This window comes from Streptomyces sp. NPDC002730 (assembly GCF_042888805.1).
Classification (GTDB): domain Bacteria; phylum Actinomycetota; class Actinomycetes; order Streptomycetales; family Streptomycetaceae; genus Streptomyces.
The window spans coordinates 336,886-362,203 of sequence record NZ_JBIAQG010000003.1; the positions used below are offsets into that span (position 1 = coordinate 336,886).

The window sequence follows — 25,318 nt, forward strand, 5'->3', positions numbered from 1 at the left end:
TGGGTGCGCGAGGCTGCCATTCACTCGACCGGATGGCAGATCCCATGCGACTCTTCCGCCGCGAGGTGGCGGGGGTGTACTGTGCGGTCCCCCTCGCCGCCGAAGCGCCTCGCGAAGCCCCTCAGCGGGCGTAGTCCTTCGCGATGTCCGCGATGAACTGCCGGGTCTGGTCCACATTCAGGGCCTGCGCGCGCAGATGCTCGTACATGACGCTGTACTTCTGCACATCGTTGGCCTTCTCCAGGTACAGGTCGCTGGTCACGCCCTCGATATAGACGACGCTCGAGTCGGAGGCGTCGGGGAACTCGAGGATCGCGTACTGGCCGTTGATGCCAGGATGGGCGCCCATGTCGAAGGGCAGCACCTGCACGGTGACATGCGGCAGCTGGGACAGCTCCACCAGATGCTCGAGCTGCTCGCGCATCAGCTGCTTGTCGCCGACCAGACGGCGCAGCGCGGCCTCGTCGACCACCACCCACAGACGCAGCGGATGCTCGGCGTCGTTGATCCGCTCCTGGCGGCGCAGCCGGACGCTGACCCGCTTCTCGATATCGGTGGTCCCGCTTTCGGGCAGCGCGCCGGCGATCAGTGCCTCGGCGTACTGCCGGGTCTGCAGAAGTCCCGGGACGACCTGGGGCTCGTACACCCGCAGGCTCGCCGCGTCGGTCTCCAGGCCGATGTAGACGCTGTACGGGATGTCGCCGAAGGCGTGCCACCAGCCCTGTTGGCGCGAGTCCTTGGCCATTTGCATCAGCGAGTCGACGATCCGGTGGTCCTCGACCTCGTACACGCCGCACAGATCGCGAACATCGCGCTGGCTGATCGAGCGGCGGCCGTTCTCGAGGCGGCTGATCTTCGACTGGGAGACGAGCAGGCGCTCCGCCACCTCTTCGGCCGTCATGCCCTTGAGTTCCCGGAGCCGACGCAGCTCCTGGCCCAAACGACGTCGCCTGACGGTGGGGTTGACGTTGGACGCCACGGAAACTGCACCTCCGGCTGCGTAGCTGTGCGTATCTACCGCTCAGCAGACTGCCACCAATGGTCGTGGCTGCGCTGGCAAATGGCTACACGCGGGAACGCGCGGGGCAGCGTTTCTGCTGCCCCGCGCGTCTTGTGCGGCTCCCGGACCGGGTCTTGGGGACGTCGATGCGGCGGCTGTGCGGTGTGTACGGTGCGGCTTTTGGTGCGGTTTGTGGTGCGGTTAGTGCGCGGCGACGCGATCCATGCTCCCGTGGCGCGGTTGCATCGATACGGCCGCCGGCTGGCGAGTGCCGCCCGGGGCGGCGGGGTTGCGGCGGGGCTGAGCGGCCACACCGTTCTGGACGTCCATCACGGCGTGCGCCACGAGTCCGCCCATGGGGTCGTGCCTGATGAGGTCCCGCAGACGGGACCTCGAGGAACGCCCTTCGTTCCCGGGGTACAAGTGCTTGCCGAGTCCGACCGCGTGGGCCAGCGCAGCGAGCGCCGCGGTCCGCGGGTCCGGCGGTACACCGGTGCGGATCGCACTGTCCAGCCGGGCCCTGATGTCCCGGCTGATCGCCGTGTCCGTCGCTTGGTAGCGAGTTGTCGGCAGCACTCCGCACATCTGGCCCGCCACGGCATGCACCATGCCGCACCGCTCCAGATGCGAGAGGTAAATCTGGCGCAGCCCCAGTCGGGGCCCGCCAATCCAATGGACCGCCCGTACCGGACTGCCGCGTCGGCGCAGCAACTCCAGTGCGGAGTCCAGAGTCGGATCTCCGGTCGGCCGTGGCATCACCACGGCGATACGATCCCCGTCCGGGGCTATCCGTCCTGCCAGAGCCAGCTCTACTAGCTGGGCTCCGGCCAGGCCGAGGTCGAGCGACTGCGGCTGCGCTGTGGTACCCGTGGTCGGGTCCAGAGCGAGCAGCAGAAGCTCTTCCGGAAGTGTTCTGCGGCTCCTGCCCATCCATGCCTCCCCGCGTGGATGAATGACAGGGTGACCCCTCTCACATTGGTCTGTCGAGAGCGCCTGGGCACTTCGTACGGGAACCGGCAGGTATGTCGTTCTCGTCTATGCGCGGGGGCTGTCCTCTCACACAGGACACTGGTAGATGGTTCGGACAACACGGGCTGTCGCCTGAACGGCGCCCGACCATGCGTACGCATGGCATACGCATGACACATGACTCATGGAGGAGGCACGGTGGCGGGCGAGTCCCCCGACAAGTCGGAGCAGCGGAAGTCGTCGGGGGAGACGACTTCGGGTGAACGTGACCCGCGGCTTGCCGTGTTCCGCCAGGCGTCCCCGGGGGCTGCCGCTCCCGGAGTGGACCAGCCGACGGCGGTCTTCAAGATGCCGGCCGAGCCGTCTGCGCCGGCGAACAGGGAGCGGGGCACGGAGTCGGGCTCGGCCGACAACGACGCGAGACTGCGGGCCGCGGTGGCGGCGTGGGTGGCGAGCGCGGACGACGAGGGTGCGTCGGACGACGAGGGTGCGTCGGCGGACGTGGAGGCGCCCTCTGAGGCCGCGGAGGCGGCAGTTCCGGCTCCGGGGTCGGGCGATGCGTCTGAGGGGCTCTCGGGCGACCAGGCGGGTTCCGGCTCGTCTGCGGAGCGGGAGCCCGCGGCCGCGGACGAGGACGAGTCTCCGGCGGAGGACGAGGACGAGGACGAGGACGAGGACGAGGACGAGGCTGCCGTCCCGGGCTCGTCGGGTCAGGACGACGAGGCGGGTTCGGGCGCGTCCGCCGAGCCGGAGCCTGCGGGCGCCGAAGGCTCGGCCTCCGAGGCCGACGGTGACGCCGCCGAAGCGGATGCCGATGCGGAGGTGGAGGCGAGGGACGAGGACACGTCCGTGTCTGAGTCCGAGCCTGCTGACGAGGCTGCGGCCTCGGTGCCGTCGGGTCAGGACGACGGGGAGACCTCGGACGACGAACCGGGTTCGAGCACGTCCACGGAGCCGGAGCCGGAACCGGAACCTGGAGACGCCGAAGGCTCGGCCTCCGACGCTGCGAAGCCTGCATCGCAGGCCGCACCGTCCGACGAGGCTGCCGCTTCGGTGCCGTCGGGTCAGGACGACGCGGAGACCTCCGGCGACGAGACCGGTCCGGACGCGACGGCCGAGCCGGAGCCCGCCGGCTCCGAAGGCTCGGGCTCCGAAGGCTCGGGCTCCGAGGCCGCGAAGTCGGCGGCCGTGCCCCCGCCTGCCGGCGAAGTCGAGGTCCCGTCAGGCACGGACACCGGTACCGGCGGCGCTGCCGAGCCGGCGCCCGGCAAGGGCGCCGCATCTGCGGAAGCAAAGGGCGCCACACCCGCGGACCAGGCTGCGGACCAGGCCGCCCCCGCCGCCCCCAAGCGCACGGTCGATCAGCCCACCGCCGTGTTCAACGCGCCCCGGCGGCCTGTCGTCGATCAGCCCACCACCGCGTTCAAGGTGCCCCCGGCGGCCAGGTCCAAGCCCAAGCCCAAGCCCGAGGCCGACGCCCCGCGCTCCAGCACGTTCGTACCCCTGCGGGCCGACGACGTACGGGATCCCGCCGCGGCGAAGCCCCAGGCGGCCGCCCCCGCCGCAACCAACCCCGCCGCAACCACCCCGGCCGCACCCGCCGCGCTCACCGAGGCCGAGCGGACCAGGCAGCAGCCCATGCCCCCGCTGCCGCCGCTCGATCTGCTCGCCGAGCTGACGAACACCCCGCCCCCGCCGCAGACCCCGGTCCGTACCGTCGTGCGGCGGGTCAAGATCTGGACGCCGCTGGTTCTGCTGCTCCTGATCGTCTTTGCGGTCGTACAGGCCGTACGCCCGCTCCCGGCGCCGTCACTCGCGCTCTCCGCGGAGCCCACGTTCACCTTCAAGGGCGGCCCGCTCAGCCTGCCGTTCCCGGACGAGGGGCAGGGCGCCGTCGAGGTCGAGGGCGTCGGCAGCATCGGCACATACGGCGCCCAGAAGCCCGCACCGCTCGCAAGCGTCGCGAAGACGATGACGGCGTACGTGATCCTCCGGGACCACCCGCTCAAGGGCGAAGAGGTCGGCCCGAAGATCACCGTCGACCAGCAGGCGGCGGACGAGTCGAACAACCAGGACGAGTCGCGGGCGAACTTCTCGAAGGGACAGCAGTTCACCGAGAAGCAGATGCTGCAGTTGCTGATGATTCCCTCCAGCAACAACGCCGCGCGCCTGCTCGCCCGCTGGGACGCCAAGACCGAGGCCGAGTTCGTCAAGAAGATGAACGACGCCGCCAAGGACCTCGGCATGACCAACTCCACCTACACGGACCCGAGCGGCCTGAAGGCCACCACCATGTCCACCCCGCAGGACCAGCTCAAGCTCGCCAAGGCGGTCATGCAGAACGACGTGTTCCGGGGGATCGTGGACACGACGCTGACCACGATCCCCGGCATCAACGGGACGATCCGCAACAACAACGACAAGGCCCTGCTGGAGGAGGGAGTGGGCGGCATCAAGACCGGCTCCTCCACCCCGGCGGGCGGCAATCTGCTCTGGTCCGCCAACGTCGAGGTCGACGGCAAGGTACGCCGCATCGTCGGTGTCGCCATGGGCGCCCAGAAGGCCACGATTCTCGACGACAAGCTGAACCTGGCGATCGACTACAGCATCGCCATGATCAAGGCCGCCCAGAAGGGCGTCACCTCCGCGACCGTCGTCAAGAAGGGCGATGTCGTCGGTTACGTCGACAACGGCCTCGGCGGCCGGACGGCCGTCATCGCCACCAAGGACCTCAAGGCGGTCGGCTGGGGCGGCCTCAAGGTCCAGATCGCGATCAGCGACAGCGGCAAGGCGCTGCCGCACTCCGCGAAGGCGGGCGACGTCGTCGGCCAGGTCTCCGTCGGCACCGGCACGGGCAGGGTCACCGCACCGGTCGCGCTCCAGCAGGACCTGGTGGAGCCTGGATTGGGCGACAAGCTGACCCGCCTCGGCTAGGGGTGCGCCGGCCGCGCGGGCGTCCCGGGATCCCGGGACGCCCGCGTGTTAGCGTCCCGGGGCAACTTCTGGGCGCCGGGACAGCGTCCTTGAGGATGGAACGTCAGGACGCAGGTCCGGACGGACGTCAGCACGGAACGTCAGCTGGAGCACGTCGGAGGTTGGCAGGCCGGGGACAACCGCACAGCCGGGGAAGACGGGGAGAGCCGCAGTGACCACCGCTGAGCCGACACAGGCGGACGGCAGCAGCCCCGACACCGGGCTGCGAATACGCCCGCCCCTGCCCGGCCCCGGTCCGGAATCCGCTGCCGACCCCGGTCCCATCGCCGATCTCCGCGACCGGCTCACGCGTCACCCCGTGCTCCTCACGACCGCACTCGCCGCGCTCACCCATCTGCTCTGGTTCTTCTTCCTGGCGAACAGCGGCGGCGACATCGCGGCCCAGGACGCCTGGGCCGAGTTCGTCGGCAGGCACCCCGACTCCGCGTACAACCTCGCCTGGTACGGCGGAATGCACCCGGTCTCGTACAGCGTCGTCTCGCCGTATCTGATGTCGCTGCTCGGCGTCCGCTCGACGATGATGATCGCCGGTACGGTCTCGGCCGCCCTGACCGCGCTGATCCTGGTCCGCGTCCGCGCCGTCCGTAATCCCGTTGCCTGCTCGCTCGCCGGAATCTTCGCCTTCTTCTGCAACGCGCTCTCGGGCCGGGTGACCTTCGGCCTCGGCATGATGTTCGCCCTCGGCGCGGTCGCCGCGGTCTTCTGCTGGCCGTACCGCTGGCGCCACAAACGCTGGGCGAAGGCGGCCGTCGCGGCACCGCTCGCCGGGCTTGCCACCGCGTCGAGCCCGGTCGCCGGGCTCTTCCTCGGCGTCGTCGCGGCGGCGCTGTTCCTGAACAAGCGCCGCCCCGGTGCGTACGCCGTCGGCGTCGCCCCGGTCCTGGTCGTGGCGCTCTCCGCCTGGTTGTTCCCCTTCTCCGGTACGCAGCCGATGTCGTTCTGGTCGACCTCGTTGCCGTTCCTCTTCGGAGTCCTTGTCCTCGTCCTCGTACCGAAGGAGTGGCGCACCGTCCGCACCGGCGCGGCCGTCTACAGCGTCGGTACCCTGCTCACCTGGGTGTTCGAGTCCCAGATCGGGTCGAACGTGTCCCGGCTCCCGATGCTCTTCGCGGGCGTGGTGCTGCTTGCCGCGCTGCCGTACAACGTGCCGCATTCCCGCAAGTGGTACGCGCTCGTGATCGCCTTCCTGGGCCTGAACTTCTGGATCGGCTTCAAGGGCGTCGACGACATGGTGCGTACGGCCCCGACGGCGTCCTGGAACCGTGAGCTCGCGCCGCTGGTCGACCGGCTCCAGGGGCTCCGCGCGGAGCGTGGCCGGGTCGAGGTCGTGCCCGCCAGCAGCCACCGGGAGGCGTCCGCCCTCGCTCCGTACGTCAATCTGGCCCGCGGCTGGAACCGGCAGGCGGACATGAAGCGCAATCCGCTCTTCTACGACGAGGAGAAGACGCTGACCTCGGCCGACTATCGCGCCTGGCTGGACCGGTGGGCGGTCCACTATGTCGTGCTGCCGAAGGGAGCGCCGGACTCCAGCGGCGCGAAGCAGGAGGCGGAACTGGTGCGTGCGGGCCAGCCGTATCTGACGCGGCTGTGGGGTGACGGGAACTGGCAGCTGTTCGCGGTGAAGAACCCGATGCCGCTGGCCGACCCGTCGGCCGCCGTGGAGCACGCGGGCGCGGGTGAGCTCACGATCCAGGTGAGGACGGCGGGCCGGGTGCTGATCCGGGTCCCGTACTCGCCGTGGCTGAGCATCGTCGACGAGCAGGGCAAGAAGGTGAAGGGCCCGCAGGAGACGGACGAGTCGAAGGCGCGTTCGGGCGGGCGCAAGACCTTCGTCAATCCCAACGGCTGTCTGCTGAAGGCACAGAAGGACATGGACGGCGACGAGTGGACCGAACTGCTCGCGCCTGCACCGGGTTTGTACCGCCTGGCTGCTCCGTACCAGCTGCCGCGCGGTACGGCCTGCCCCGACGAACTCCGCTGACCCCTTACCGCCGTTAACACCTACCTCGTCCCGGTCCGCTGATGCATAGTGGACACCCTTGTCATACCGCGCGGTTGGTCCAGTGGTGCGGGTGTGACACGGCATGCGAACGATGCGGCGGCGACGACGGCAGGATGTCGCTGCCCGGGATGCCATGCCCGGAGTGCACAGGAGGCAGAGTGGCTGGTGCCAGAGGCCGGACCCTGAGCGGGGCGTGGGTGGCCCGCGAGATGCTGGCAGGACGCGCCTCTCTCCTCTCCCGAACCGGAAAGATCCTGCTGGCCGGCGGAGTTGTGCTGATGGCACTCACCCTGGTGGTCGTGGCGGTCACGCTGTACGGAGGCGACTCGGAACCGGCCGGGGCGGACGCGTCCGGCGGTGACTCCGACTTCGACTTCGGCGACCTCGGCGGCGCCCCGCAGCGCATCGAGCCCACCGCGCTGCCCGGCGCCCCCTCCGAGTCGCCGACGGGCTCGCCGTCGCCGGGCCCCGGCGGTTCCCAGGGTGAGGAGAAGCAGAGGCCCCCGCAGAACGTCCACCGTCCTTCGTACTCCGCCTGGGCCGGGCCCGGTTGCACCGGCGGCGGCAGCTACCAGGAGCGCGGCCGCTTCAGCGACGGCGACGACGGCTGGTACACGGTGTACACCGGCGGCCACAAGGGTGACGGCTGCGACGGCAGCTTCAGTGCAGTCCCCATGTCGGGCAGTCCGACCAAGGACAGCGGCGGCACGGCCACCTGGTCCTGGTACGTGGGCAGTGGATACACGACCTGCTCGGTGTCCGTCGCCATCCCCGAGAGCGAGCGCGACCGCGATGTGGCGGGCGATCCGACGACGTACACGGTGCTGGCCGATCCCGCCGACCAGGACAGCGCGATCAAGTCCTTCGAGATCGACCAGACGTCACTGCGGGGCAGCGGCCTGATCGTGGAGAAGATCCCGGTCCTCAATCAGCAGCTCACGGTGCAGCTCGTGGACCGCGGCAAGGACTGGGGCAGCGACCAACGCGGGGGCGCACACCACGCGGCGGCCCAGATGAGAGCGGACTGCCGGGCCTGACAGGCGAGTCGGGGCCCGCAGTCCGCACTCGTGGGCATCAGTCGTGCGTGGCGTTCCGCACCGCTTCGTCGCAGGTGCCGCACTTCAGCTGATCCCATCTGGGCGCATGCCAGATGGTGGGATCGGGAGCCGTGTGCACGGCCTGCTCCATGCCGACCGTAGGCCGGCCGCACATCGTCCTGGCCTCTTCCCAGCCGGTGCCGCCGGGATCGGGCCAGTGAACCGCGTGCACGCGGACGGGCTGACGGATGTCATGGCCGCTCGGGCCGAAGTGGTCCTGTTCCTGTGCTGCGTCCTGAATCGCTGTGGCGTACTGACTCATGCGGCCGACCTTAGGCCTGTACCGGCGGGACAGTGTGGCTGTTCGCAGTGTTCATAGGCTGGGATTGCCGGTAGCCGGGGGAGTCCGGTCCGCATGCAGGTCATGGTGGATGGCCTTTGCCACGCCCTCAACCGTATCCATGCCGTAGTCCCACCCCACCTCCGGCGACTCGCCTTCAGGAACTCTGTTGTTCTCGGTGAGGACCACGAGGCCATAGTCGTAGGCACGGCCGGTGATCGCACTCATGCTGTTGACCTTCCAATCTCCGCGGTCCCAGGGATCCTTGAGCCCGGTCTCGGAACGCTGAAGCCACCCGTTCTTGACCTGTACGGCAGCATCCGAGGGGGCCGCGGCGGGAGTTCCCCACCGCTGATCCTTCTGCACATCACGCATGAGGCCCAGGACGTAGCTGCGCTCTTCGGCGTTCAGGACCGAGTTGCCCTTGGCGGTGAGCAGCTCAAGCAGTTTGGCCTGGTCCCTTGCAGTGACCTGGGTCAGGCCCATGAAGCCTGCGTCGTCGAGGACGGTGTTCTTCATTCCGGCCTTGTCCAGGAAGTTCTGGATATTTTTGGGGCCTACGCTGTCCCAGAGGGTGTACGTCGCGTCGTTGTCCGAGCTCACGATCATCTGCCTCGCCAGGTCCCGCTCATCCTTGGACAGGTGGACGCCTCTGTCCAGGAGCAGAGCCCCCAATATTATCGGCTTGACTATGCTCGCGGAGTCGTAGTGCTTGTCCGCGCCGTACGTGCAGGAGGTATGGGTGGTCCGGTCATACAGCACCACCGAGGCTTTACTGGCACGATTTTTCAGTGACTTCGCTATGTCTCGAGTGAGAAAGGCTGCCAGTCCGGGGTTTTCGGACGCGCATTCAATCAGCCCGCCCTTGAGCCGCTTGGATGTGAATTTTATGCTCCCCGCCTCATGGGAGGATTTTATGTTCCGTGCCTCATGGGAGGGTTTTATGTTCCGTGCCTCATGGGAGGCGGTTGCCGTGGAAGCAGGAGCGACGGCCGAAGCAGAGACGGCTACGACAAATACTCCTAAAGTCACTCTTGGAGCTATCCTGCTGAGAGTCAATTCTTTCCCTTTCTGTAATTCCGGCCCATCGGTGCGGACGCGGCAGTGGACCCGTCCCGATCTGATCCGCAGTAAAGTTTGGAAAGTATCGGTTTGGCGATTCGGCGCAGCGCGGCGCCTGTGAACTGACGCTACAAGCTTGGGATGGGCCTGGCCTGCCGGGTAAGCCGATAGGCCTACCGGTAAGCCTCTATGGCAGCCGATGAGGTGAAAGTAGGTCCTCCGATTGGGCCCTGGATTTCTCCTTCTCGGATGCGTTTGGCACCCAGTCGGCAGCCAGCGGACGACCGAGCGGCGGGGCGGTGCCAGGACACATGGAGCGCGGGGCCACCAGCCACATGGAACGGCTGCTCAAGAGGCGTCCGGTCATGAGTGACCGCCGCCGTTGACGTCAGGCATGGATGTCAAAGGCCACCTACCAAGGTTGGTAGGTGGCCTTTTCGCTGGTGCCCCCGGCAGGATTAGAACCGGCGACACCCGCTCCGCCGTCGTTGATGTCAGCGGTGGATGCAGGCATCCTCCGGGAGCGCCCGGTGATCCACTTGTTACGAACTCTCGGTGAAGCGGACGGACCAGGCGTAGCCGCTCAAGCTGTCGTGCGGCACCCGCCGGACTTCTCTGACCAGGCAACCGTCGTAGGCGTACTTGCGGGCGAACCGGTCGAGGCGCTGTGCGTCGGTGAGATCCTCCATGGACAGCGGTGCTCCGACGACGAGGTCTTCGTGAAGGACTGTGTCCTGCGCGGCACCGTCCGAGCAGGTCGAGCAACGATGCGTTTTGGGTAGGGCCATACGCCCAGTGTCCTCCTAACCTGGCTGTCCCGACGTACACAGCGCAAATGGCCGCGCTACAGAGTCCCTGAGCGAAGGGCGGACGTGTCCCCCTGAGGGATTGTGGCCCAAGGTTGGTCGTGAACCCCCGCCCCCCTTCCTGCCCAAAAGGGGACACGTCCCTCCCCGAATTGATCTAGAGTTCGAACCTCTTCACCGGTAATGCAGAGGGGGATGCCATGCGTCAGGTGTTGAAGACAGTCGCGGCGGGGGCTGCCGTGCTCGGCAGCGTGATCCTGGGCTCCGGCACGGCCGTGGCCGCGCCGCAGTGGCAGCAGGTCGGTAAGGTCACCAGCTGCGAGAAGAGCGTGGCGCACACCGCGGTCAGCGGGGTGGCCTTCCAAGGCTGTCTCGTCGTCAGCGACTTGGGCCGCGCCCAGGTCGTCCTGGTCGCGAACAACCATTCCGGCAAGGCCGTCACCGTCTCGGGTGTCATCTCCAGCGACTTCGGCAACGCCTCCTGCGAGCAGATGACGCTGAGCACCGGCACCCAGCGGGCCTGCTACGGACCTACGGCGGCCGTCCCGGACTGCTACGACTGGGGAGCCGGATACGTCGGCGGCCCCTACGGAGGCACCGTGCGGTTCACCGTCAACGGGGTGACGAACGAGGCGAAGTCCTCCACGGTCTGCCTCAAGTGGTTGGACTTCCCCGGGTGACACCCTGGGCCCCGCTGCCCCCTCACCAGGGGGCGGCGGGGCCCATCGGCCGGCCTGCACGGGAAACCCTTGGCGCGCACCATGGTTGGAAGCAATCATGGCCAATCGTGACTATCGAGAACACCTTGGCCAAGGTGGACACCGACCTCGCGGCGGGCCGCCTTCACGTGGCACGGCAGCGTTTGCGTGGGCTGGTGTCCTCTTTCCCCGCAGACCTCTCCCTTCGCGTCAGGCTCGCGGGCGTCTATCGACTTTTCGGGGAGTCTGCGCAAGCCGGCCGCTGGAGTTACCTCGACGCCGGGCGCTCTCCCGAGGAGGTGGCGGCCTTCGAAGCCCGTTACCGACACCCGGCCGACCGTATGCGGGCACTTGCTTGGCATGGCTCGGAAGCGGCAGCGGAGACTCCCTTCGCTCGTGCGCAACTGGCCGCGATGCGCCTCGCTGCATCGCAGTCCTCAGGGAAACCGGTGGACTGGGACCAGGTGGGCTCTGGGGCTGACGAACCTACCGAGCCGGGATCCGTCCATGACTCGCTCTTCGCACTGGGATGCATGGCGGGCCTGATCGTCTGTCTCGCGCTCATGTGCATCGGTATCAGCACCGTGATCAGCTGGTTGTGAATCACCGCCGGGTGGCCCGCCGAGCCAAATCGCCCTGGGCGCGGGCCTGCCGCTCGGCCGTGGTGGCTGGCCCGAGGGCCTTGACGCGGCTCAGGGCGTTTTTGTCGCGGACCGCTTCGCGCTTTTGCTCCTGTTGGTGCCGGTGCTGCTCCGCCCGGGCTTGGCAGGCGCGCTCTTCCGCCTCCTCGCGGCCACTTTTGTGCCTGCCACCGCCTGCGATGGCGCTGTCCGGGTCGGTGCGGTCGGCCACTTGAACTCGATCTCCAGCTCGATCTCCCCGTCACCGACCTCGATCTCTATCTCGCTGCGAAGGTCGTCGGGGATCCGCAGGCTCAACTTACTGAGGCCGACTTCCAGTTCGGCATCGCCGCCTTGCCTCAGCGCGGCCGCGAGTGCCGTGAGCTGATCAGCCGCCTCAAGGCGTGACAGCGAGCGCTTCTGCTCAAACTTGAGGTCCTTCATGGGCTGTCTCCGATCCGGCAAAACGGTAGATAACGCCAATTCTGATGCCATCCACCGGATCGGACATCCTCATGGCCGGGTGAAGAACCCGAACGACCGACGACCGGTCCGGGTGCTGTCCGACCTGCCCGGGAGGGCTCGTGGAGCATCCCGCTCTCGTGGGGGCGCTGGTGACCTGCCAATGTGCGTCCACGGTCGGGGGCCCGGGGAGCCGCTCGCTGAGCTTGCCCCGCCGTCGACGATCCCCTGAACAGGCAACCCGCGGGAAACAGGCTTACGGTCGAGCAGTACACGCTGCACCGAGATGCGGAGCCCTACTACCGCCGCTGACCTTGTCACGACACCAACAGGAGACGACCCGCTATGGCCACAGCATCTGAAACCCCGGTACTGGACACCCTCGCCGCGATGACGGTCGACTCGATTGAGCGGTGCGGGCTGACCCCGGACATGTTCATGGTCACCCGCATCGCGGCCCTCGCCGCCTCGGACGCTCCGCCGATCTCATACGTCGCCCACATCGACCCCGCCATCCAGGCCGGCCTGACCGCTGACAAGGTGCAGGATGTCCTGGTCGCCATCGCCCCCATCGTGGGCACGGCTCGCGTCATGATGGCAGCCGGCAACATCGCCAAAGCACTCGGCATCGCGATTGCCGTCGCCGACGCCGACGCCGAGGCCCAGGGCCGCGCGTAGAGACGTCGCCCGGGCTCTGGAGCCACGCCACCAGCCGCGCCCGGCATCGATGATCGGCGCGGCCGACAGCTGAGCAGGACATGACGCCATCCCGTCCCGCCGCTCAGACGGCCCAGTCCCACGACGGCAACGAACTCTCCGTCGCCGCCCATCGCGTTGCGGCCAGTACAGGCGGACGTCCCATCCGCTCGGCGAGGTCGCCGCACGGCCAGAGCCGGAAGCGGTCATCACCCGACCTGCTGTCTCAGCTCTGGGCCCCGCCGGCGGTCAGATAGTCGCCGATGTGGCGGGCGGAGCGGTAGCCGCTCTCGATCGCCCCGTCGATGAAGCCGCGCCACACGGTCGACGAGTCGGCGCCCGCGAAGAACAGCCGTCCTTCGGTGGTGCGCAGGTCCGGCAGCACCTGTGCCAGCTGTCCCGGCCTGTAGATGCACCACGTGCCGAGCGCGAGCGGGTCGTTGGTCCAGTCCCATCCGACGATGCGTTCCACCTCGACGCCCGGCAGGAACAGCTGCAGTGCCTCCTGCATGCCGGCAACGTCGTCGAACTCGGTCATCGGCAGCCGCTTCGGATTGGCGGAGAACACGATCAGCCACGAGCCGTCCGGTCCGTGGTCGTAGGTCACCAAAAAGTTGATCGCCTGCGCCTCGGGGGCCACCATGCTCACGTTGCCGACGTCGCCTTTCACGCGCACGTAGCACTTCATACCGGCACCCGCGTGCCGATCGGCCGACGCGGTCCGCTTGATGTCGGACAGGCCAGGCTCGAACTCCACGCTGTTCAGCACGTTCATCGGTAGCGCGATCAAGGCGGTCGGCGCGCCGATGGCCTCGCCGCTCTCCAGCTCGACCCGCACTCCCTCACCGGTCTGGACGACACGCCGCACGGGCGAGTTGAGGCGGATCTCGGCCAGTGTGGCCTGCCCGGCGATGGAGTTGATCAGCTCCCGTGTCCCCTTCACCAGCTTCGTTGCCGACAACGCGGCCATGGCCTGCGCCGCACTGTGCCCCGCCAGGGCATAGCAGCGGAAGACCTCGGTCGCGCCGGACTGATCGAGCGGGCCGAACGCGATCAAGCTGCACATCCCCTCCACCCAGTCACGCAGCTCCGGCGCCACCTGCAAGGTCTCAAGCTGCTGACGCAGCGATCGATCGCCCAGGCCCTGCGGGTCCGGACCCACGGTTTCCGAGAACGGCTCCGGAAACAGCGTCGTGCCCGGGGCACAGAACTGGTCGAACGCCTCCAGTGCCCGCGCGGCATCGTCGTCGGACATGTTCACGATGCGGCCGTCGGACACGACCGCTTGCCGCAACCCCTCCAGGACCGGGAAAGTCTCGGTTTCGACCTCGTACCGGTTGATCTCGGACCACACGTGCGGCTGCAGGGGGTGGACCCACGTACCGCCGAGCTCCATGGCATGCCCGTCGTGGTCCGCTGTGTAGGTCCGGCCGCCCAGCCGATCACGCGCCTCGACCAGCACCGCCCGACGCCCGCGCATCGACAATTCGCGCGCGGCTGTCACACCGGCAAACCCGCCGCCGACGATCACGACATCCGGTTCAGAATCTGTCTTGCTCACAGCCTGCTCCCTTGCGGTCGTCCGACCTGATCTTCTCGCCGTCGGGTGTTTCCATCTCCGCCTCACCCTCGATGACGTGGAACGTGTCGGTGCCCACGGCCTTGTAAGGGATCTCTGCGCCCTCCTCGGGGCCGATCCTCCACAGTCCCGATACCGGGCCCTCTTCTGCCTGGACGAGCAAATGAATCTGCCCCATCTCTCGGTCGTCCTCAACGAAGGGTTCCCACGACTGGGCCGTTACGGATGAGCTTGAAAAGCCCGGAGCGTTCGTCATTTGTGCCTCCTAGGGGCACGGCCACCTTCGCCCCGAGCTACCGAGCCGTCGAGTCCGCCTCACGTCCCTTGTCGAGCCGTGGTGGCCGTGGGTTCTTGGTCTTCAGCCTCCACCTTGGCCACCTCAAGAGTCTGGAGTGTTCCGCCCGTCTCCTTGAGCTTTTCTGCCACGGCCTCGGTCTCGAAGTCCCAGGTGAGTACGCCAACTGCTGCGTGACCTTCGTCGAGCTCGCGGCCGATGCGCTCCACGTCCTCGTTGGTCATCTTGAGGCCTTTGTGGAAGAACTCGCCGATGACCCCGCCTCCGACCCCGCTTGCGAGCGCACCCCCGACCAGGGAGAGGCCGCCTGTGGGTATCGCCGCGATCACGCCGAGGGCTACGCCGACCTCCATGCCTTTCTTCCCGGCCCTCCGTCCGAGCTTGTGCTCCTTGATCTTGCCGTGCTTGTCCTTGACGAGCACGCCGATCGCGTCGGCCTTCATGTACTCGCTGGCCTTTTCCCAGTTCTTCAGGGCTTTGGCTGCCTGGTCGGCGGCGTCCTCGTTGGAGAAGAACGCAAGGACGAGTTGCTGCTTGTCTCCCCCGACGTCTTCCCTGAACTTCCGCGGAGTCACAGCCTCTTCTCGCGAGATCCCGTGACGCTCTAGGTACGCGAATACCTTCTCGGCGCCGTCGGACTTCCCGTCCAATTCGGACTCGAGCCAGTCCCGCATCGCGTTCTCATGCTCGAACAAGTCCTCTGCGAGGGACTTCAGTTCAGGGGTGTGGGCACCCTTGCCCAGCTGCTTGTACAGCAGATCGGCCTCTTTGGTCTCTTCGGCCGTGAGCTTTGCCACGCTTTCGAAGGAATGGAGACCTCGCGCGAGCGCCGCTCCTTCCCTTCCCAGCTTCTCGGCCTGCTCCAGGGTGACGTGGGTTCCGGCGTCGTGGCCGAAGCGGCGGTCGCCGAGGCCGCCGTCGTCGGTGTGCCGGACCCGCTGCTGGGAGAGGAGGTCGCAGCGGTGGTGGTCCTCAAGCCCGAAGCGCACGCCACCGCCGAGGAGATCCGCGACCATGTGAAGGCACAGGTGGCCGCCTACAAGTACCCGCGGGTCGTCACGATCACCGAGACACTCCCCAAGGGGCCGACCGGCAAGATCCTCAAACGGGAGATCGTCATCACCCGGGTCGAGTCCTGACTGTGAGGATGTAGGTGCCGGCGCTCGGGGCCCTGACCCGTGTTCTGACTGACGCTTCGGCTGTCCTTCTCGGCACCGAGCCGCAGCGCGCCGAGGGCACCCGCACGAAGCTGAAAATGCCTGGTGGTCCGCGGCATCCTCACCGAACCCGAGCCTGGGCTGTTCACCTAAACCGGGCGCCCAAAGGCCAGCTCAAGCCGGACCTGGATGTCAAAGACCCCCAGCCGTGATCGGCTGGGGGTCCCTGCACTGGTGCCCCCGGCAGGATTCGAACCTGCGGCACCCGCTTTAGGAGCGAGGTGGGGCGAGTGGGGCGCTGACCTGGGCAAAGCTGGCTTCGTCGCCTGCCTCACCTCAGCCGCGCTGCAGCCGCCGTTCACCGTGAGTCCCCGCTCCATCTGGCACGCCTGTGGCACGGGGCCGACCCTCTCGATGTGAACTATCGGCTAGACGGTTGCGGGTCGGCGACGGTTGCTGGGGTTGCTGCACTTCGCTGCTGTACGGCTTGCTGTAACCCTGCGGCCCGAAGCGGGGGTCAGCGTTCTATGGTCATGGCCGCTTGATCGCCGACGATCCACGACAGATCAATAGCCGGGAGGCCTCGTTCGTTGCACCCCACGCCGGCCTGACCCGCTGATTCACCCGACCATGAAGGTAGGACGGTCTTAGGGAGTTACATCAGCGCACGTTACATAGGCTGTGAAGGAAGTTGTAGCGGGCCCTTCATTAACGCCCGATACCGTCCAGCCAGTTGGCGCCGTTAGAGGCCCGGAAAATCCTGACTGCGAGAAACTCCACTGGGGGCCGAAGAACCCCCCACCGAGAGCGTTCTTTCCCGCAGGACATTGCGCCGTGACAGACTTGAACGATCCAGGAGTACCCGGATCGGACTGCACCGTAACTCCCTCGTATCCCGTGAAAATGCCCGGTCCGGTGGCACCCGTGGCACCCGTCGCCCCGGTGGCACCCGTCGGGCCTGTGGGACCCGGGTCACCCTGCGCGCCCGTCGGGCCTGTCGGGCCTGTGGGACCCGGGTCACCCTGCGCGCCCGTCGGTCCTGTCGGGCCTGTGGGACCCGGGTCACCCTGCGCGCCCGTCGGGCCTGTCGGGCCTGTGGGACCCGGGTCACCTTGCGTACCCGTCGGTCCTGTCGGGCCTGTGGGACCCGGGTCACCTTGCGTACCCGTCGGGCCTGTCGGGCCTGTGGGACCCGGGTCACCCTGCGCGCCCGTTGCACCGGTCGGTCCCGTCGCGCCCGGGTCACCCTGCGTACCCGTCGGACCTGTCGGGCCTGTGGGACCCGTTGGGCCGGTGGCGCCCTTCGGTCCCCTCTTGCAGTTGTCCTTACCGCCTCGGTGCGACGTGTCCTTGCACTTGGCGTCTGCGCTGCCTGTCCTGCTCGACGCGCTCACGCGTTCGCCCATGCTGTGAGCCGCGGCCGCGACCGGACTGGCCACCCCGGCTGCCAGAACCAGGGCGAGTGAGGCGATGGTGCCGCCGGCCCTCCACTTGGCTCGGCGGGGCAGCGGTCCCAGTCGGGACTCTGTCCTGTTGTCAGGAGTCATGTACGTGCTCCTCGTTCGATCGGTTGGGAACTTCACGTCCGAACCCAAGGGCGAGCCTTTCCCGTGGGCAGCCGATCGATCGTCACGCCTGTTCGACACGCAGTGATGATCAGCAAATCGGAGTAATCCATACAGGGCTTCGACAAGCGCCTGACGCACCTCTACATACGGGACGCCCGGCGTGAGCGGCACAGGTGCTGCTGATTCCCCGCTGCGTCTATTCCTGGAACGCCACCAGCTTTTCCTGGAACGCCACCAGCCTCTGCGCTGCCTTCTCCTACTCGCCCGGGTCCGACGCCATGAGTTCCACCGAGCAGTGCGAGACCAACGGTGTCGAGGTCGGTGGAGCCGTCCGTCCCCACCCCCGGCTTGGTTCTGGCGTCCCTACGCCGCCGGGACATCGACGTCTCCGGGCGCGTGGTGGTGCAGTAGAGGCATAGCCGGCACGGAACCGTCAGTGTGTATGGAGACGGGGTCGTTCCAGCGTGGAGCCCAGGTGTCGCGCGGCAAAGCGGACCGGCGCGCGTAGATTTCGCGGCGGTACTGCTCCATCCTCCCCTCCTCAAGGTGGCGGAAGAGATCCTCCGCGACCCCGGGAACGCCGCCGTGCGTCCTGGACGCTGTCTGTGGCCGCGTGTGTGATGCCTGTGAAGTGTCGTTGCCCTTGCCGTCTCGTCAGGTAATGAGCGGTTGCCGTTATGTCCCCGGCGAAGGCGGTGAGACAGGGAGCGCTTGTGCGGCCAAGCGCGTGTTGGAACCACGCGTAGCGGTCCGGGCCTAGGCGCGGGTGAGTGCACCTCGAGGAGATCGGGAACCCGTTACGGTGACGGGCATGTCTGACACCGGCTTCTGGACCTTCCCGCCCGACCGCATAACCCATGGCAGCGGCGTCCGCTACGAACTGACCGTCTTGCACCCGCCGTTCACGGTCGAGGTCGACGACCTTCCGCCCAACGACCCGGAGCGTGCCGCGGAGTTCGCTCGCTCCCTGGGCACGATCGACTACGTGATCGAAGACCTCGGCCCCCGTAAGCGGAGCGACACGATTAAGGTCGCCACGAGAGCTGATCTGGACCTCGTGCAGGCGGGGGCGTGGGGGAACCTCGTGTCGATCTCCGATCCGGCGTTCGCGGACGACGGCAACGACATGCCGCTTCTGGCGGAGGCCACTCGGCTGCGGGAGCGCTTCCCCGACGCACGGATCGTGGGCCGGGTAGAGGTGCACTGCGGCGCCGAGCACACCGAAGACCTCGTGTGGCTGCCGGACGGCACCATGTTCCATGCCTGCGGCTGGCCCGGTGACGAACCGTTCGTCGTGACCGGCGACCCGCAGGCGGTGATGTCCGCCCTCGGGATCACGACGGAAGTCCTCGAAGACCTCGACGTGTACTTCGACCTGGACGACGAACCGAATCAGAACGACTGGGGCGCCCTCGCCACGGCCTGCCTCGCCGGCGCGGACCCGTGGGGGAGGGCCGACCTGGACGCCTCCTCGCTGCGGGTGCGGCACAGCGAGCACGCCACCAGCCACATGGAAGCCCTGTACCTCAGCGACTGACTACGCTTCAACTTCCCTTTCCAGCAACCGGGTTGACATGCCGACACGGCCTTAACCGTTTCTTGCCTGTCGGCGGATCGGTCTAGGGTGAACGGGCGACGCGTACACGTCACGGGGGCCTCACGCGCCGCCCCGTATCCCCTCAAGGCCCCACACGTGAGGGAAGATCACACTTGAACAGAGCACTGCGCATACCCGAGCGGTGGCGTCTGGCAGGCCGTGTTCTGGCCGTGTTCGGGATCGCCGCGGCGGTCACCGTGACCGGTCTGCCCGGCATCGAGATCGACACAGCCGCCGCCGCGCCGCGCGCCGTCGCGGCCAGGATCAAGCCCGGCGCGAAGCGCTGCGACGTGAAGAACCTCGGCAAGCAGTACCAGAGCACGCCGACGAACTCGGGGTTCCCCAACGACCCCACCGGCTCGAACTTCTCCGCCTGGCAGGGCAACCCGAAGAACTTCAACTACGACCTGCCCGGCAAGGCGTACGACGGGGTGAACCCGCCGACGGCCGCCGACAAGACCAAAGCCCTGTCGAAGGTCTCGAACGACACGGAGAAGAACTACAAGGCGTGGCAGAAGGCCGCGGACAAGTCCGGTGACCCGGAGGACCGCAAGTTCGAGATCTACGCCCGGTACTTCCACAACACGGAGGGCCTGAGCTTCGACCACTGGTTCGAGCACCGGTTCATCCGCAACCAGACCAACAACCACAAGGGCTCGGCGTTCGAACGTCAGCTCGTCCGTGACTTCCGTCTGGTCGGGCCGGACTGGCTGTGTGAGGTCACCGTCGAGCTCATCGACGCACAGGGCAACGTCGTCGAAACGCGCCGGTACGACGCCTACAACCAGAAGGCCAAGGAGTTCAACGAGTTCAAGTCGAACTCGGAGCTGACGAACAAGCAGCTCGCGAAGGACCGGAAGATCGCCCGGTTCATGCCGGACCACAAGTTCCGGTTCACCGGTGCGAAGCCGTTCACCGAGGGCCAGCGCAAGAAGATCGACAACCTGAACCGGTACGTCAACCGGCTACGGCCCGGTCAGACGAACCAGGTTCGCGGTAACCAGCGAATCTACAACCCCGTCCCGCGGACCAAGCCCATCCGGGGATACTCCGACTATCAGCGGTGGTTCGCCCCGGGCTGTCAAGGCGGCCAGGGCAGGATGCAGCTCGCTGCCGCGTCCTCGTGCGGCACGCGCGGCCCACTGAACGACCGCATCAACGGCTCCGGGAAGACCCTGGAAGAGGCCAAGAAGATCCAGGCCGACGCCCGCCGACTCGACCCCCGGGGCACCCTCCCGCGCGGCGGCCCGGGTGGCGTCGACTTCACCACCCTGGAACTGCGGTACGTCGGCGGCCTGGGCAAGGGCAAGGGCATGCAGTACTCCATGCGTGCCGACCAGATGCCCAACTCCGACGAGAACCCCGGCTTCGGCGGCGAGGCGCGCATGCAGCTCTCCTCCGACGCCCTGTTCACCTGGCTCGCGCTCACCCCGGAGAAGTTCTGGGTCAACCTCAACCCGGACCAGCCGGACAAGATCATGGATGCCAAGTTCGGCAAGACCGACGCCGGCCGGGTCCTGCTTGAGGCCGACTACCTGATGAAGGAGGACTTCGCCGAAGCCCTCAACCCGAAGAAGCACGCCGGCGGCAAGCGGTACTGGGACACCGCCCCCCGCCAGAACGGCCTTCCGTGCTTCCCCGGCGTCCGGTTCTGGGCCGAGCCCAAGACTGCCCAGGTTCGCGAGCAGGACGGCGGAATCTACATCCTCGACGCGCCCCTGAAGGTGTCCACCGAGTGGCTCGACATCGAGTGGGAGGCGCCCGGCAGCACTGAGTGCAAGGGCCTGACCGACGCGCAGAAGAAGTCGATGGAAGCGAGCGTTCGCGTCAACATCGTTCCCCTCATGGAGGAGCGGGTCAACAACGACAAGCGCTACGCCGACCTGCGCGCCGTCTACACCTCGCGTGTCGCGGCCGAGTACATCCGCCAGCAGGATGCCAAGACGCCGACCGACTTCCGTAAGATCATCAACTCCAACGACGTCTCCGCGTGGCCGCTGCGCGCCCCGCACGACAAGTGGACCCGCGAAGACGTGTACCAGAAGTACATGAAGTCGCTGCGTGAGGGCATCGAGTGGTTCGAGCTGGAGTACGGCGGCAAGGTCTTCAACCAGGGCGTTGGCGGTGTGGACTTCTCCAAGCAGCCGAAGCGGAACATCACCCAGACCCGGTTCAACGTCGAACACCGCACCCTGGACACCACGACGAAGACGTCTCTCCAGTCGGATGACGTGTCCTACCGGGACACCGACACCCTCTACCTCGGCGGCAGCGGCAACATCGAGGCCGGCGGCGAGGACCCGGGCCCGGACCCCACTCCGACCCCGACGGACGACCCGAAGCCGACCGACCCGCCGTCGACCCCGGCCCCGGACCCGTCCACCCCGGGCGACGACGGGAAGCCGACCCCGTCGGCGAACAGGCCAGACCCGGACGGCGACCTTGCCGACACCGGCTCCAGCACCCCGATCGGGCTGATCTCCGGCATCGCCGCGGCGGTCGTCGCCGCCGGTGCGGCCCTGATGTGGTGGATGCGCCGCAGGCGACAGGACGCCACTGGCTAGGCTGACCGGCGGCGATTCGCACGCTGAACACGAATGGGCCCCACCCCCGGCCGGGGGTGGGGCCCTTGTCGATGTGCGCGTCAGCCGGCCGGGGACGTCACCAGTTCGTGGTAGAGCCGGATGAGCTCGGCGGCCGGGTGGGCCGACGGATCGGTGAGGGTGGTCAGCAGCCGGCAGCGGCCGGTGTGAACCCTCCGGAAGTGGCGATGCTGATCTCGGCGTCGATGACCCGCAGGGTCAGCCCGCCCAGCCGGGCCAGGAACGAACCGTCGCCGCAGCGGGCGCCGTTCGCCTTCCTCCTGCCGGCGCACCCGCCGGCCCGGCGAGCGGACGAGACCGCCGAGACGATCGAGGCGGGCATGCGCGGCTTGGCCGATACTCTCGACCTGGCCCCTACGTCGGCGAAGGTCCCTGATGTGGGGCAGCGTCGTGACGCTGCTGCTTTCCTTGCCTGAGGTGAGGCAGAGAGCGTCCTGAGGATGGCGTTACCGTTCCGGCCGAGAAGGCATCTGCAGACGCCGCTGAAGCCGACTCGGTGCGCGCGCCCCCAGATTGCGGAGGACCAAGAAGTAGGACGGTGAGGGGGCTGCACAGCGCTTGGTGTAGCCCCTCACCGTGTAGTCGGTTAGCCCTTGCGGCGTGCCCGGATTGTCTGCTGAGCTGTGGCGATTGCTGCCTTGCAGTCAACGCGGGCCGACTCCTGCTCCATCGCACGCTTGAGCAGCGTGCCGATGTCGTAATCGGCCGGGATGGATGCCCTCTTGGTGCTGCGGAGGTACTTGTCGGTGACGGCAGCTGCCTCTGGGATTTCCTTGCCGAGGTAGACGTCGATGCAGCGGACGACTTGTGCGAGTTGAGAGCGGATCACGTCCCACTGGCTGGCAGATTCGTCGATCAGGTGGCGCCTCTTGCGCAAGTAGGAGACATCTTCGGAGCTGCATGGCTGCTGTGCGTTCTCGCACAGCTTCTCCAGCATCTCCTTCAAGTAGACCTCGGTGGCGTCCAGATCGTCGCTGGCCTTGTCGATGCTCCGCTCCTTGCGGTGCCGGCGGTAGGTGAGGATCGCCATCGTGACGATGGCAGCACCGACGAGGGCTGGGATGAGTACGGGAAGGACACCGGGTCCTTCCGCAAGTGTGGTCAGAGCGGTTGTCGTCGGGTTGAGGGACATGATGGTTGTTCCGTCCAGGGGGAACGTGCACTGCCGCGGGCCTTGCCGTGCTGTGCAGAGGGGCAGGGAAGTCTTCGGACGCAAGCGCGTGGGAGGCGTGTTTGGCGCCCTGGAGCATGAGTTACGGCTGTGCCCTCGGCCGGTGGGCTGGCGAAGGGCTGACGAGGTGTTCGAGTTGATCCATGTCGATGACCACGAGGGTCCGGTATCTGCTGTCGATGACGCCCCGTTGACGTAGCTTCGCGACGGCGCTTTCGATAGTGGACTGACCGAGCACCAAGGCCTCGGCGAGGTCCTTCTGCCGTGGCCCGGTGATGATGGTGTGGCCGTCTCCGTCGGTGGTGCCGGTGATGCGAGCCAGATGGAGCAAGAGGGCGCTCACACGTTCCAGAGGTGTGCGGCTGACGGTGCTGTAAATCTCTTCGTCGCTGCGGTTCCGTGCTTCCAGGCTGCACAGAAGGGCATGGCGCGCCTCGGGGTACTGGCCGAAGAGGGCGTTCATGCGCCGGACGGAGCAGGGCAGAACCCATGTGTCGCTCAGGCACCTGGTGGTGACGGAGGATCGGGGATCGAGGAGCTTGCCTTCTCCGACGAACTGTCCGGCTCCGCGGAAGCGAGCAATCTTCGCCGTGAACGGAAACCGTTCCTGGACGACGCACCCGACCAGGATGATGAAGGCGGTTGTGTCGTTGGGGCCTAGTGGCAGGAACGCCCGTTTGGGGAAGAGACGTGTCGGGGTTATGCGGGCCTCAGGACCGCGGCCGACGACGTAGAGGGTGGACAACAGCGAGGGTGGGAGCAGCTCGAGGAAGCTGTCCCGAGGCATCTGCCGTTCTCCATTGAGGACTTGTGCCGGGCTGGCCGCGTCGATCTTGGGGGGCGCCATCAGTCTTGCCTCCACGCGACGGTGGCGTGCCTACACACGCCATGACAGTCAGGGGCGACTTGTCGGGCGTTGGAAGCAATGCCTGAAGGTGAGAAGACAGCGGTGGCGGCAGGTGTGGAGACAGCTCGTGGCTCGCTGCCGCCGGCAGACGGGAGCAGCGGCTCGGAGCTCCAGGCGACGGCTGACGGCAGCATCACACGTGCGACGGCTATTCCAGCGCACTTGATTCGGCTGTGCATCGGCCCCGGGTGGGCATAGTCAGCCAGCACCGCCGCGTGGCGGGCTGGCTCGACAACGCCGTTGGAGACGGCGGTTGCCATTCGGCCCGAACCTCCTATTGGTATAGACAAACAATGAGTGGCGGGTCCAGTGCCCTCCCGATCCGCGCTCCGGGTGTTGAGGCCGTGAGGCTGATGGGACGACTCGATGCGCAGCACGGTACCCCGTTGGTGGCGTGAATCCCAGCCGTCAATGACGGAGCGTCAGAATTCCCTTCCGGGAGGGAAAAACCCTTCCAGCGAAGCGTGGAGTGATGTGGATCACATGCCGCTGGAAGTAAGAATTCCGAAGGCGGGGGGAGATTGCATTCAATTGCGTAAGGAAATGTTCTTGCATTGAGCTATGTGGCGCCGAGAAATCGGCCGCATGAACGGCTGGTAACTCTTACTTGCCGGTATCGAAAGAAAGGCCAGGGACCCAGAGGCGGAGCCTCTGGGTCCCTGGCGAATGGGCCTGGACCCGCCAAGGTTCAGACCGAGGACCAGTTAACACCATGCTGGCAAGAAGGAACCGGGCAGGACGGCTTGGATGGCGCTAAATCGCCAGCAGGAGGGGAAGTTGAGGTCCAATCTGCGGCGCACCGAGGTCGACGGGTGACGTATCCCACTCGCCTGTTCGGTCTTGGGGTCCTTCGCCGGCGACGGGCGCCTCGCGCGGAGCTCCCCTTGCGGGCCATGGGTGCGGCCAGTGGCCGGGACTCTTCCTGCCTGCTTCTCCAGTCGGGGGCGGGCATGCTAGCAGAGGCCTTCAATCTGCATGAGCAAAATCCCAGAAACGTGGTCAAGTGAAGTTTGGCGTGCGCCCCCCTTCTGCGCCCCCTGTCGCACCCCGGGCTCCGGAGTGCAAGAAGTCCCGCGTTGAGAAGTGTGCGGGCAGGGCAGGAAATACGGAGAGTAAGGCTCTCGCTATGGGGACTCCGCCTGAGAATGCGCGCGCATGATCGTGCATATTAAATTCCTGGTCATGTGTTCAAGGGAACCGGCATTCCGGTGGCCGCCCTGCAAGGACTGCTGGGATGCGGCTGCACGAACAACTTCGCTGTACACGGCACCAGTTGGCCCCCGTGCTGCCGAACCGGAAGAACCGATTTCTCGTCATGACGTCTGTCTCCCCTCACTTACGAGCTGAGAGGCCGGTCCGTTCACTCCTCACGCGCCGTTCGGCACGTCCCTGCGGGCGTCCTCGGAGCTTGCGCTAGCCGAGGTGCTCACCCGCGCACCTCTCGCAGGTGGTTCCTGTAGCGAGACTGCGGTGACAGCCGGCTGCCAGCCGCAAGTGGCAGCAGCCCGGTGCGTCTGAAGACTCAAGGAGCGGGGGTGCAGATGAGGGGAGTGTGTGTAGAGCCGTGGAGCCGTCCGTCCCCACCCCCGGCCTGGTCTTTCGGCCCTCTCTGGGCGCGGGCGGGCGACGACGTGCGGCCCCGGTGGCGTAGGGATGGAGGGGCAAGCGCGGCACCCTCTGATCTCTGATCAGACTGCTACCGCAGTTCAGGAGGTCGGGAATGCAGACGTTCGATGCGTCCAATGTGATGCGTCC

20 protein-coding genes and 1 pseudogene are annotated in these 25,318 nt (G+C 67.1%); 10 read left to right on the forward strand and 11 right to left on the reverse strand.

The window, feature by feature from the left end:
• Positions 1-121 precede the first annotated feature (121 nt).
• Entirely contained in the window at positions 122-979 is an 858-nt protein-coding gene (locus ACFYXH_RS09810; protein ID WP_389561559.1) for a helix-turn-helix domain-containing protein, read from the reverse strand.
• A 222-nt stretch (positions 980-1,201) separates the two neighbouring features.
• Positions 1,202-1,930, reverse strand: coding sequence for a GPP34 family phosphoprotein (locus ACFYXH_RS09815; protein WP_389561560.1), 729 nt, complete (start codon positions 1,928-1,930; stop codon positions 1,202-1,204).
• Positions 1,931-2,146: 216 nt separating this feature from the next.
• Here ACFYXH_RS09815 and ACFYXH_RS09820 point away from each other — a divergent pair, with 216 nt between their 5' ends.
• From ACFYXH_RS09820 to ACFYXH_RS09830, 3 genes are all read left to right on the forward strand, one after another.
• Positions 2,147-4,903: a serine hydrolase gene (locus ACFYXH_RS09820; protein WP_389561561.1), complete on the forward strand. Its 2,757-nt coding sequence runs from the start codon at positions 2,147-2,149 to the stop codon at positions 4,901-4,903.
• A 211-nt stretch (positions 4,904-5,114) separates the two neighbouring features.
• Positions 5,115-6,944, forward strand: a complete 1,830-nt coding sequence (locus tag ACFYXH_RS09825; protein WP_389561562.1) for an MFS transporter — start codon at positions 5,115-5,117, stop codon at positions 6,942-6,944.
• Between the two features lie 179 nt (positions 6,945-7,123).
• On the forward strand, positions 7,124-8,002 hold the full coding sequence (locus ACFYXH_RS09830; RefSeq protein WP_389561563.1) for an adhesin: 879 nt from the start codon (positions 7,124-7,126) through the stop codon (positions 8,000-8,002).
• Positions 8,003-8,039: 37 nt separating this feature from the next.
• On the opposite strand, the gene ACFYXH_RS09835 is transcribed toward ACFYXH_RS09830, so the two are convergent.
• From ACFYXH_RS09835 to ACFYXH_RS09845, 3 genes are all read right to left on the reverse strand, one after another.
• On the reverse strand, positions 8,040-8,324 hold the full coding sequence (locus ACFYXH_RS09835) for a hypothetical protein (RefSeq protein ID WP_389561564.1): 285 nt from the start codon (positions 8,322-8,324) through the stop codon (positions 8,040-8,042).
• A gap of 51 nt (positions 8,325-8,375) precedes the next feature.
• Positions 8,376-9,401: a serine hydrolase gene (locus tag ACFYXH_RS09840; protein WP_389561565.1), complete on the reverse strand. Its 1,026-nt coding sequence runs from the start codon at positions 9,399-9,401 to the stop codon at positions 8,376-8,378.
• A gap of 545 nt (positions 9,402-9,946) precedes the next feature.
• Positions 9,947-10,192 carry a hypothetical protein gene (locus ACFYXH_RS09845; RefSeq protein WP_389561566.1) on the reverse strand — a complete coding sequence of 82 codons (246 nt, stop codon included), beginning with the start codon at positions 10,190-10,192 and terminating at the stop codon, positions 9,947-9,949.
• A 227-nt stretch (positions 10,193-10,419) separates the two neighbouring features.
• Here ACFYXH_RS09845 and ACFYXH_RS09850 point away from each other — a divergent pair, with 227 nt between their 5' ends.
• Positions 10,420-10,890 carry a hypothetical protein gene (locus tag ACFYXH_RS09850; RefSeq protein ID WP_389561567.1) on the forward strand — a complete coding sequence of 157 codons (471 nt, stop codon included), beginning with the start codon at positions 10,420-10,422 and terminating at the stop codon, positions 10,888-10,890.
• Between the two features lie 107 nt (positions 10,891-10,997).
• Positions 10,998-11,510 carry a DUF6584 family protein gene (locus ACFYXH_RS09855; RefSeq protein ID WP_389561568.1) on the forward strand — a complete coding sequence of 171 codons (513 nt, stop codon included), beginning with the start codon at positions 10,998-11,000 and terminating at the stop codon, positions 11,508-11,510.
• A 90-nt stretch (positions 11,511-11,600) separates the two neighbouring features.
• On the opposite strand, the gene ACFYXH_RS09860 is transcribed toward ACFYXH_RS09855, so the two are convergent.
• A complete protein-coding gene (locus tag ACFYXH_RS09860) occupies positions 11,601-11,972 on the reverse strand; it encodes an amphi-Trp domain-containing protein (protein ID WP_389561569.1) in 372 nt (123 codons plus the stop codon).
• A 363-nt stretch (positions 11,973-12,335) separates the two neighbouring features.
• Here ACFYXH_RS09860 and ACFYXH_RS09865 point away from each other — a divergent pair, with 363 nt between their 5' ends.
• Positions 12,336-12,668, forward strand: coding sequence for a carboxymuconolactone decarboxylase family protein (locus ACFYXH_RS09865; protein ID WP_385300596.1), 333 nt, complete (start codon positions 12,336-12,338; stop codon positions 12,666-12,668).
• Positions 12,669-12,912: 244 nt separating this feature from the next.
• Here ACFYXH_RS09865 and ACFYXH_RS09870 read toward each other — a convergent pair whose 3' ends face one another.
• Genes ACFYXH_RS09870 through ACFYXH_RS09880 form a run of 3 tightly spaced genes read right to left on the reverse strand, consistent with a single transcriptional unit; the run spans position 12,913 to position 15,357 of the window.
• Positions 12,913-14,247: a flavin monoamine oxidase family protein gene (locus tag ACFYXH_RS09870; RefSeq protein WP_389561570.1), complete on the reverse strand. Its 1,335-nt coding sequence runs from the start codon at positions 14,245-14,247 to the stop codon at positions 12,913-12,915.
• Complete coding sequence (locus tag ACFYXH_RS09875) at positions 14,228-14,521, reverse strand: hypothetical protein (RefSeq protein ID WP_389561571.1); 294 nt, start codon at positions 14,519-14,521, stop codon at positions 14,228-14,230. Before ACFYXH_RS09875 ends, ACFYXH_RS09870 begins: the two co-directional genes overlap by 20 nt.
• A 59-nt stretch (positions 14,522-14,580) precedes the next feature.
• A complete protein-coding gene (locus tag ACFYXH_RS09880; RefSeq protein ID WP_389561572.1) occupies positions 14,581-15,357 on the reverse strand; it encodes a DUF1269 domain-containing protein in 777 nt (258 codons plus the stop codon).
• Between the two features lie 102 nt (positions 15,358-15,459).
• Between ACFYXH_RS09880 and ACFYXH_RS09885 the strand changes: the two are divergent.
• The 4 genes and pseudogenes from ACFYXH_RS09885 to ACFYXH_RS09900 all read left to right on the forward strand — a co-directional run.
• Positions 15,460-15,699 (forward strand): annotated as a pseudogene (locus ACFYXH_RS09885) (long-chain fatty acid--CoA ligase); the annotation flags it as partial.
• A gap of 2,397 nt (positions 15,700-18,096) precedes the next feature.
• A complete protein-coding gene (locus ACFYXH_RS09890; RefSeq protein ID WP_389561573.1) occupies positions 18,097-18,822 on the forward strand; it encodes a DUF6333 family protein in 726 nt (241 codons plus the stop codon).
• Between the two features lie 173 nt (positions 18,823-18,995).
• The gene (locus tag ACFYXH_RS09895; protein ID WP_389561574.1) at positions 18,996-21,446 is read left to right on the forward strand and encodes a hypothetical protein; all 2,451 of its coding nucleotides are present in this window, start codon (positions 18,996-18,998) and stop codon (positions 21,444-21,446) included.
• A 107-nt stretch (positions 21,447-21,553) separates the two neighbouring features.
• Positions 21,554-21,901, forward strand: a complete 348-nt coding sequence (locus tag ACFYXH_RS09900; RefSeq protein WP_389561575.1) for a hypothetical protein — start codon at positions 21,554-21,556, stop codon at positions 21,899-21,901.
• A 170-nt stretch (positions 21,902-22,071) separates the two neighbouring features.
• Here the strand turns inward: ACFYXH_RS09900 and ACFYXH_RS09905 are convergent, their stop codons facing one another.
• Together ACFYXH_RS09905 and ACFYXH_RS09910 are read right to left on the reverse strand one after the other, a co-directional pair.
• Positions 22,072-22,617 carry a hypothetical protein gene (locus ACFYXH_RS09905; RefSeq protein ID WP_389561576.1) on the reverse strand — a complete coding sequence of 182 codons (546 nt, stop codon included), beginning with the start codon at positions 22,615-22,617 and terminating at the stop codon, positions 22,072-22,074.
• A 121-nt stretch (positions 22,618-22,738) separates the two neighbouring features.
• A complete protein-coding gene (locus ACFYXH_RS09910; protein ID WP_389561577.1) occupies positions 22,739-23,503 on the reverse strand; it encodes a Crp/Fnr family transcriptional regulator in 765 nt (254 codons plus the stop codon).
• Positions 23,504-25,318: the final 1,815 nt, after the last annotated feature.

Bases quoted from the DNA above. Each gene is read 5' to 3' on its own strand.
- ACFYXH_RS09815 (WP_389561560.1), bottom strand. From the start codon at position 1,930: ATGGGCAGGAGCCGCAGAACACTTCCGGAAGAGCTTCTGCTGCTCGCT.
- ACFYXH_RS09820 (WP_389561561.1), top strand. From the start codon at position 2,147: ATGACTCATGGAGGAGGCACGGTGGCGGGCGAGTCCCCCGACAAGTCG.
- ACFYXH_RS09835 (WP_389561564.1), bottom strand. From the start codon at position 8,324: ATGAGTCAGTACGCCACAGCGATTCAGGACGCAGCACAGGAACAGGAC.
- ACFYXH_RS09845 (WP_389561566.1), bottom strand. From the start codon at position 10,192: ATGGCCCTACCCAAAACGCATCGTTGCTCGACCTGCTCGGACGGTGCC.
- ACFYXH_RS09860 (WP_389561569.1), bottom strand. From the start codon at position 11,972: ATGAAGGACCTCAAGTTTGAGCAGAAGCGCTCGCTGTCACGCCTTGAG.
- ACFYXH_RS09865 (WP_385300596.1), top strand. From the start codon at position 12,336: ATGGCCACAGCATCTGAAACCCCGGTACTGGACACCCTCGCCGCGATG.
- ACFYXH_RS09875 (WP_389561571.1), bottom strand. From the start codon at position 14,521: ATGACGAACGCTCCGGGCTTTTCAAGCTCATCCGTAACGGCCCAGTCG.
- ACFYXH_RS09890 (WP_389561573.1), top strand. From the start codon at position 18,097: ATGTCTGACACCGGCTTCTGGACCTTCCCGCCCGACCGCATAACCCAT.
- ACFYXH_RS09905 (WP_389561576.1), bottom strand. From the start codon at position 22,617: ATGTCCCTCAACCCGACGACAACCGCTCTGACCACACTTGCGGAAGGA.
- ACFYXH_RS09910 (WP_389561577.1), bottom strand. From the start codon at position 23,503: ATGGCGCCCCCCAAGATCGACGCGGCCAGCCCGGCACAAGTCCTCAAT.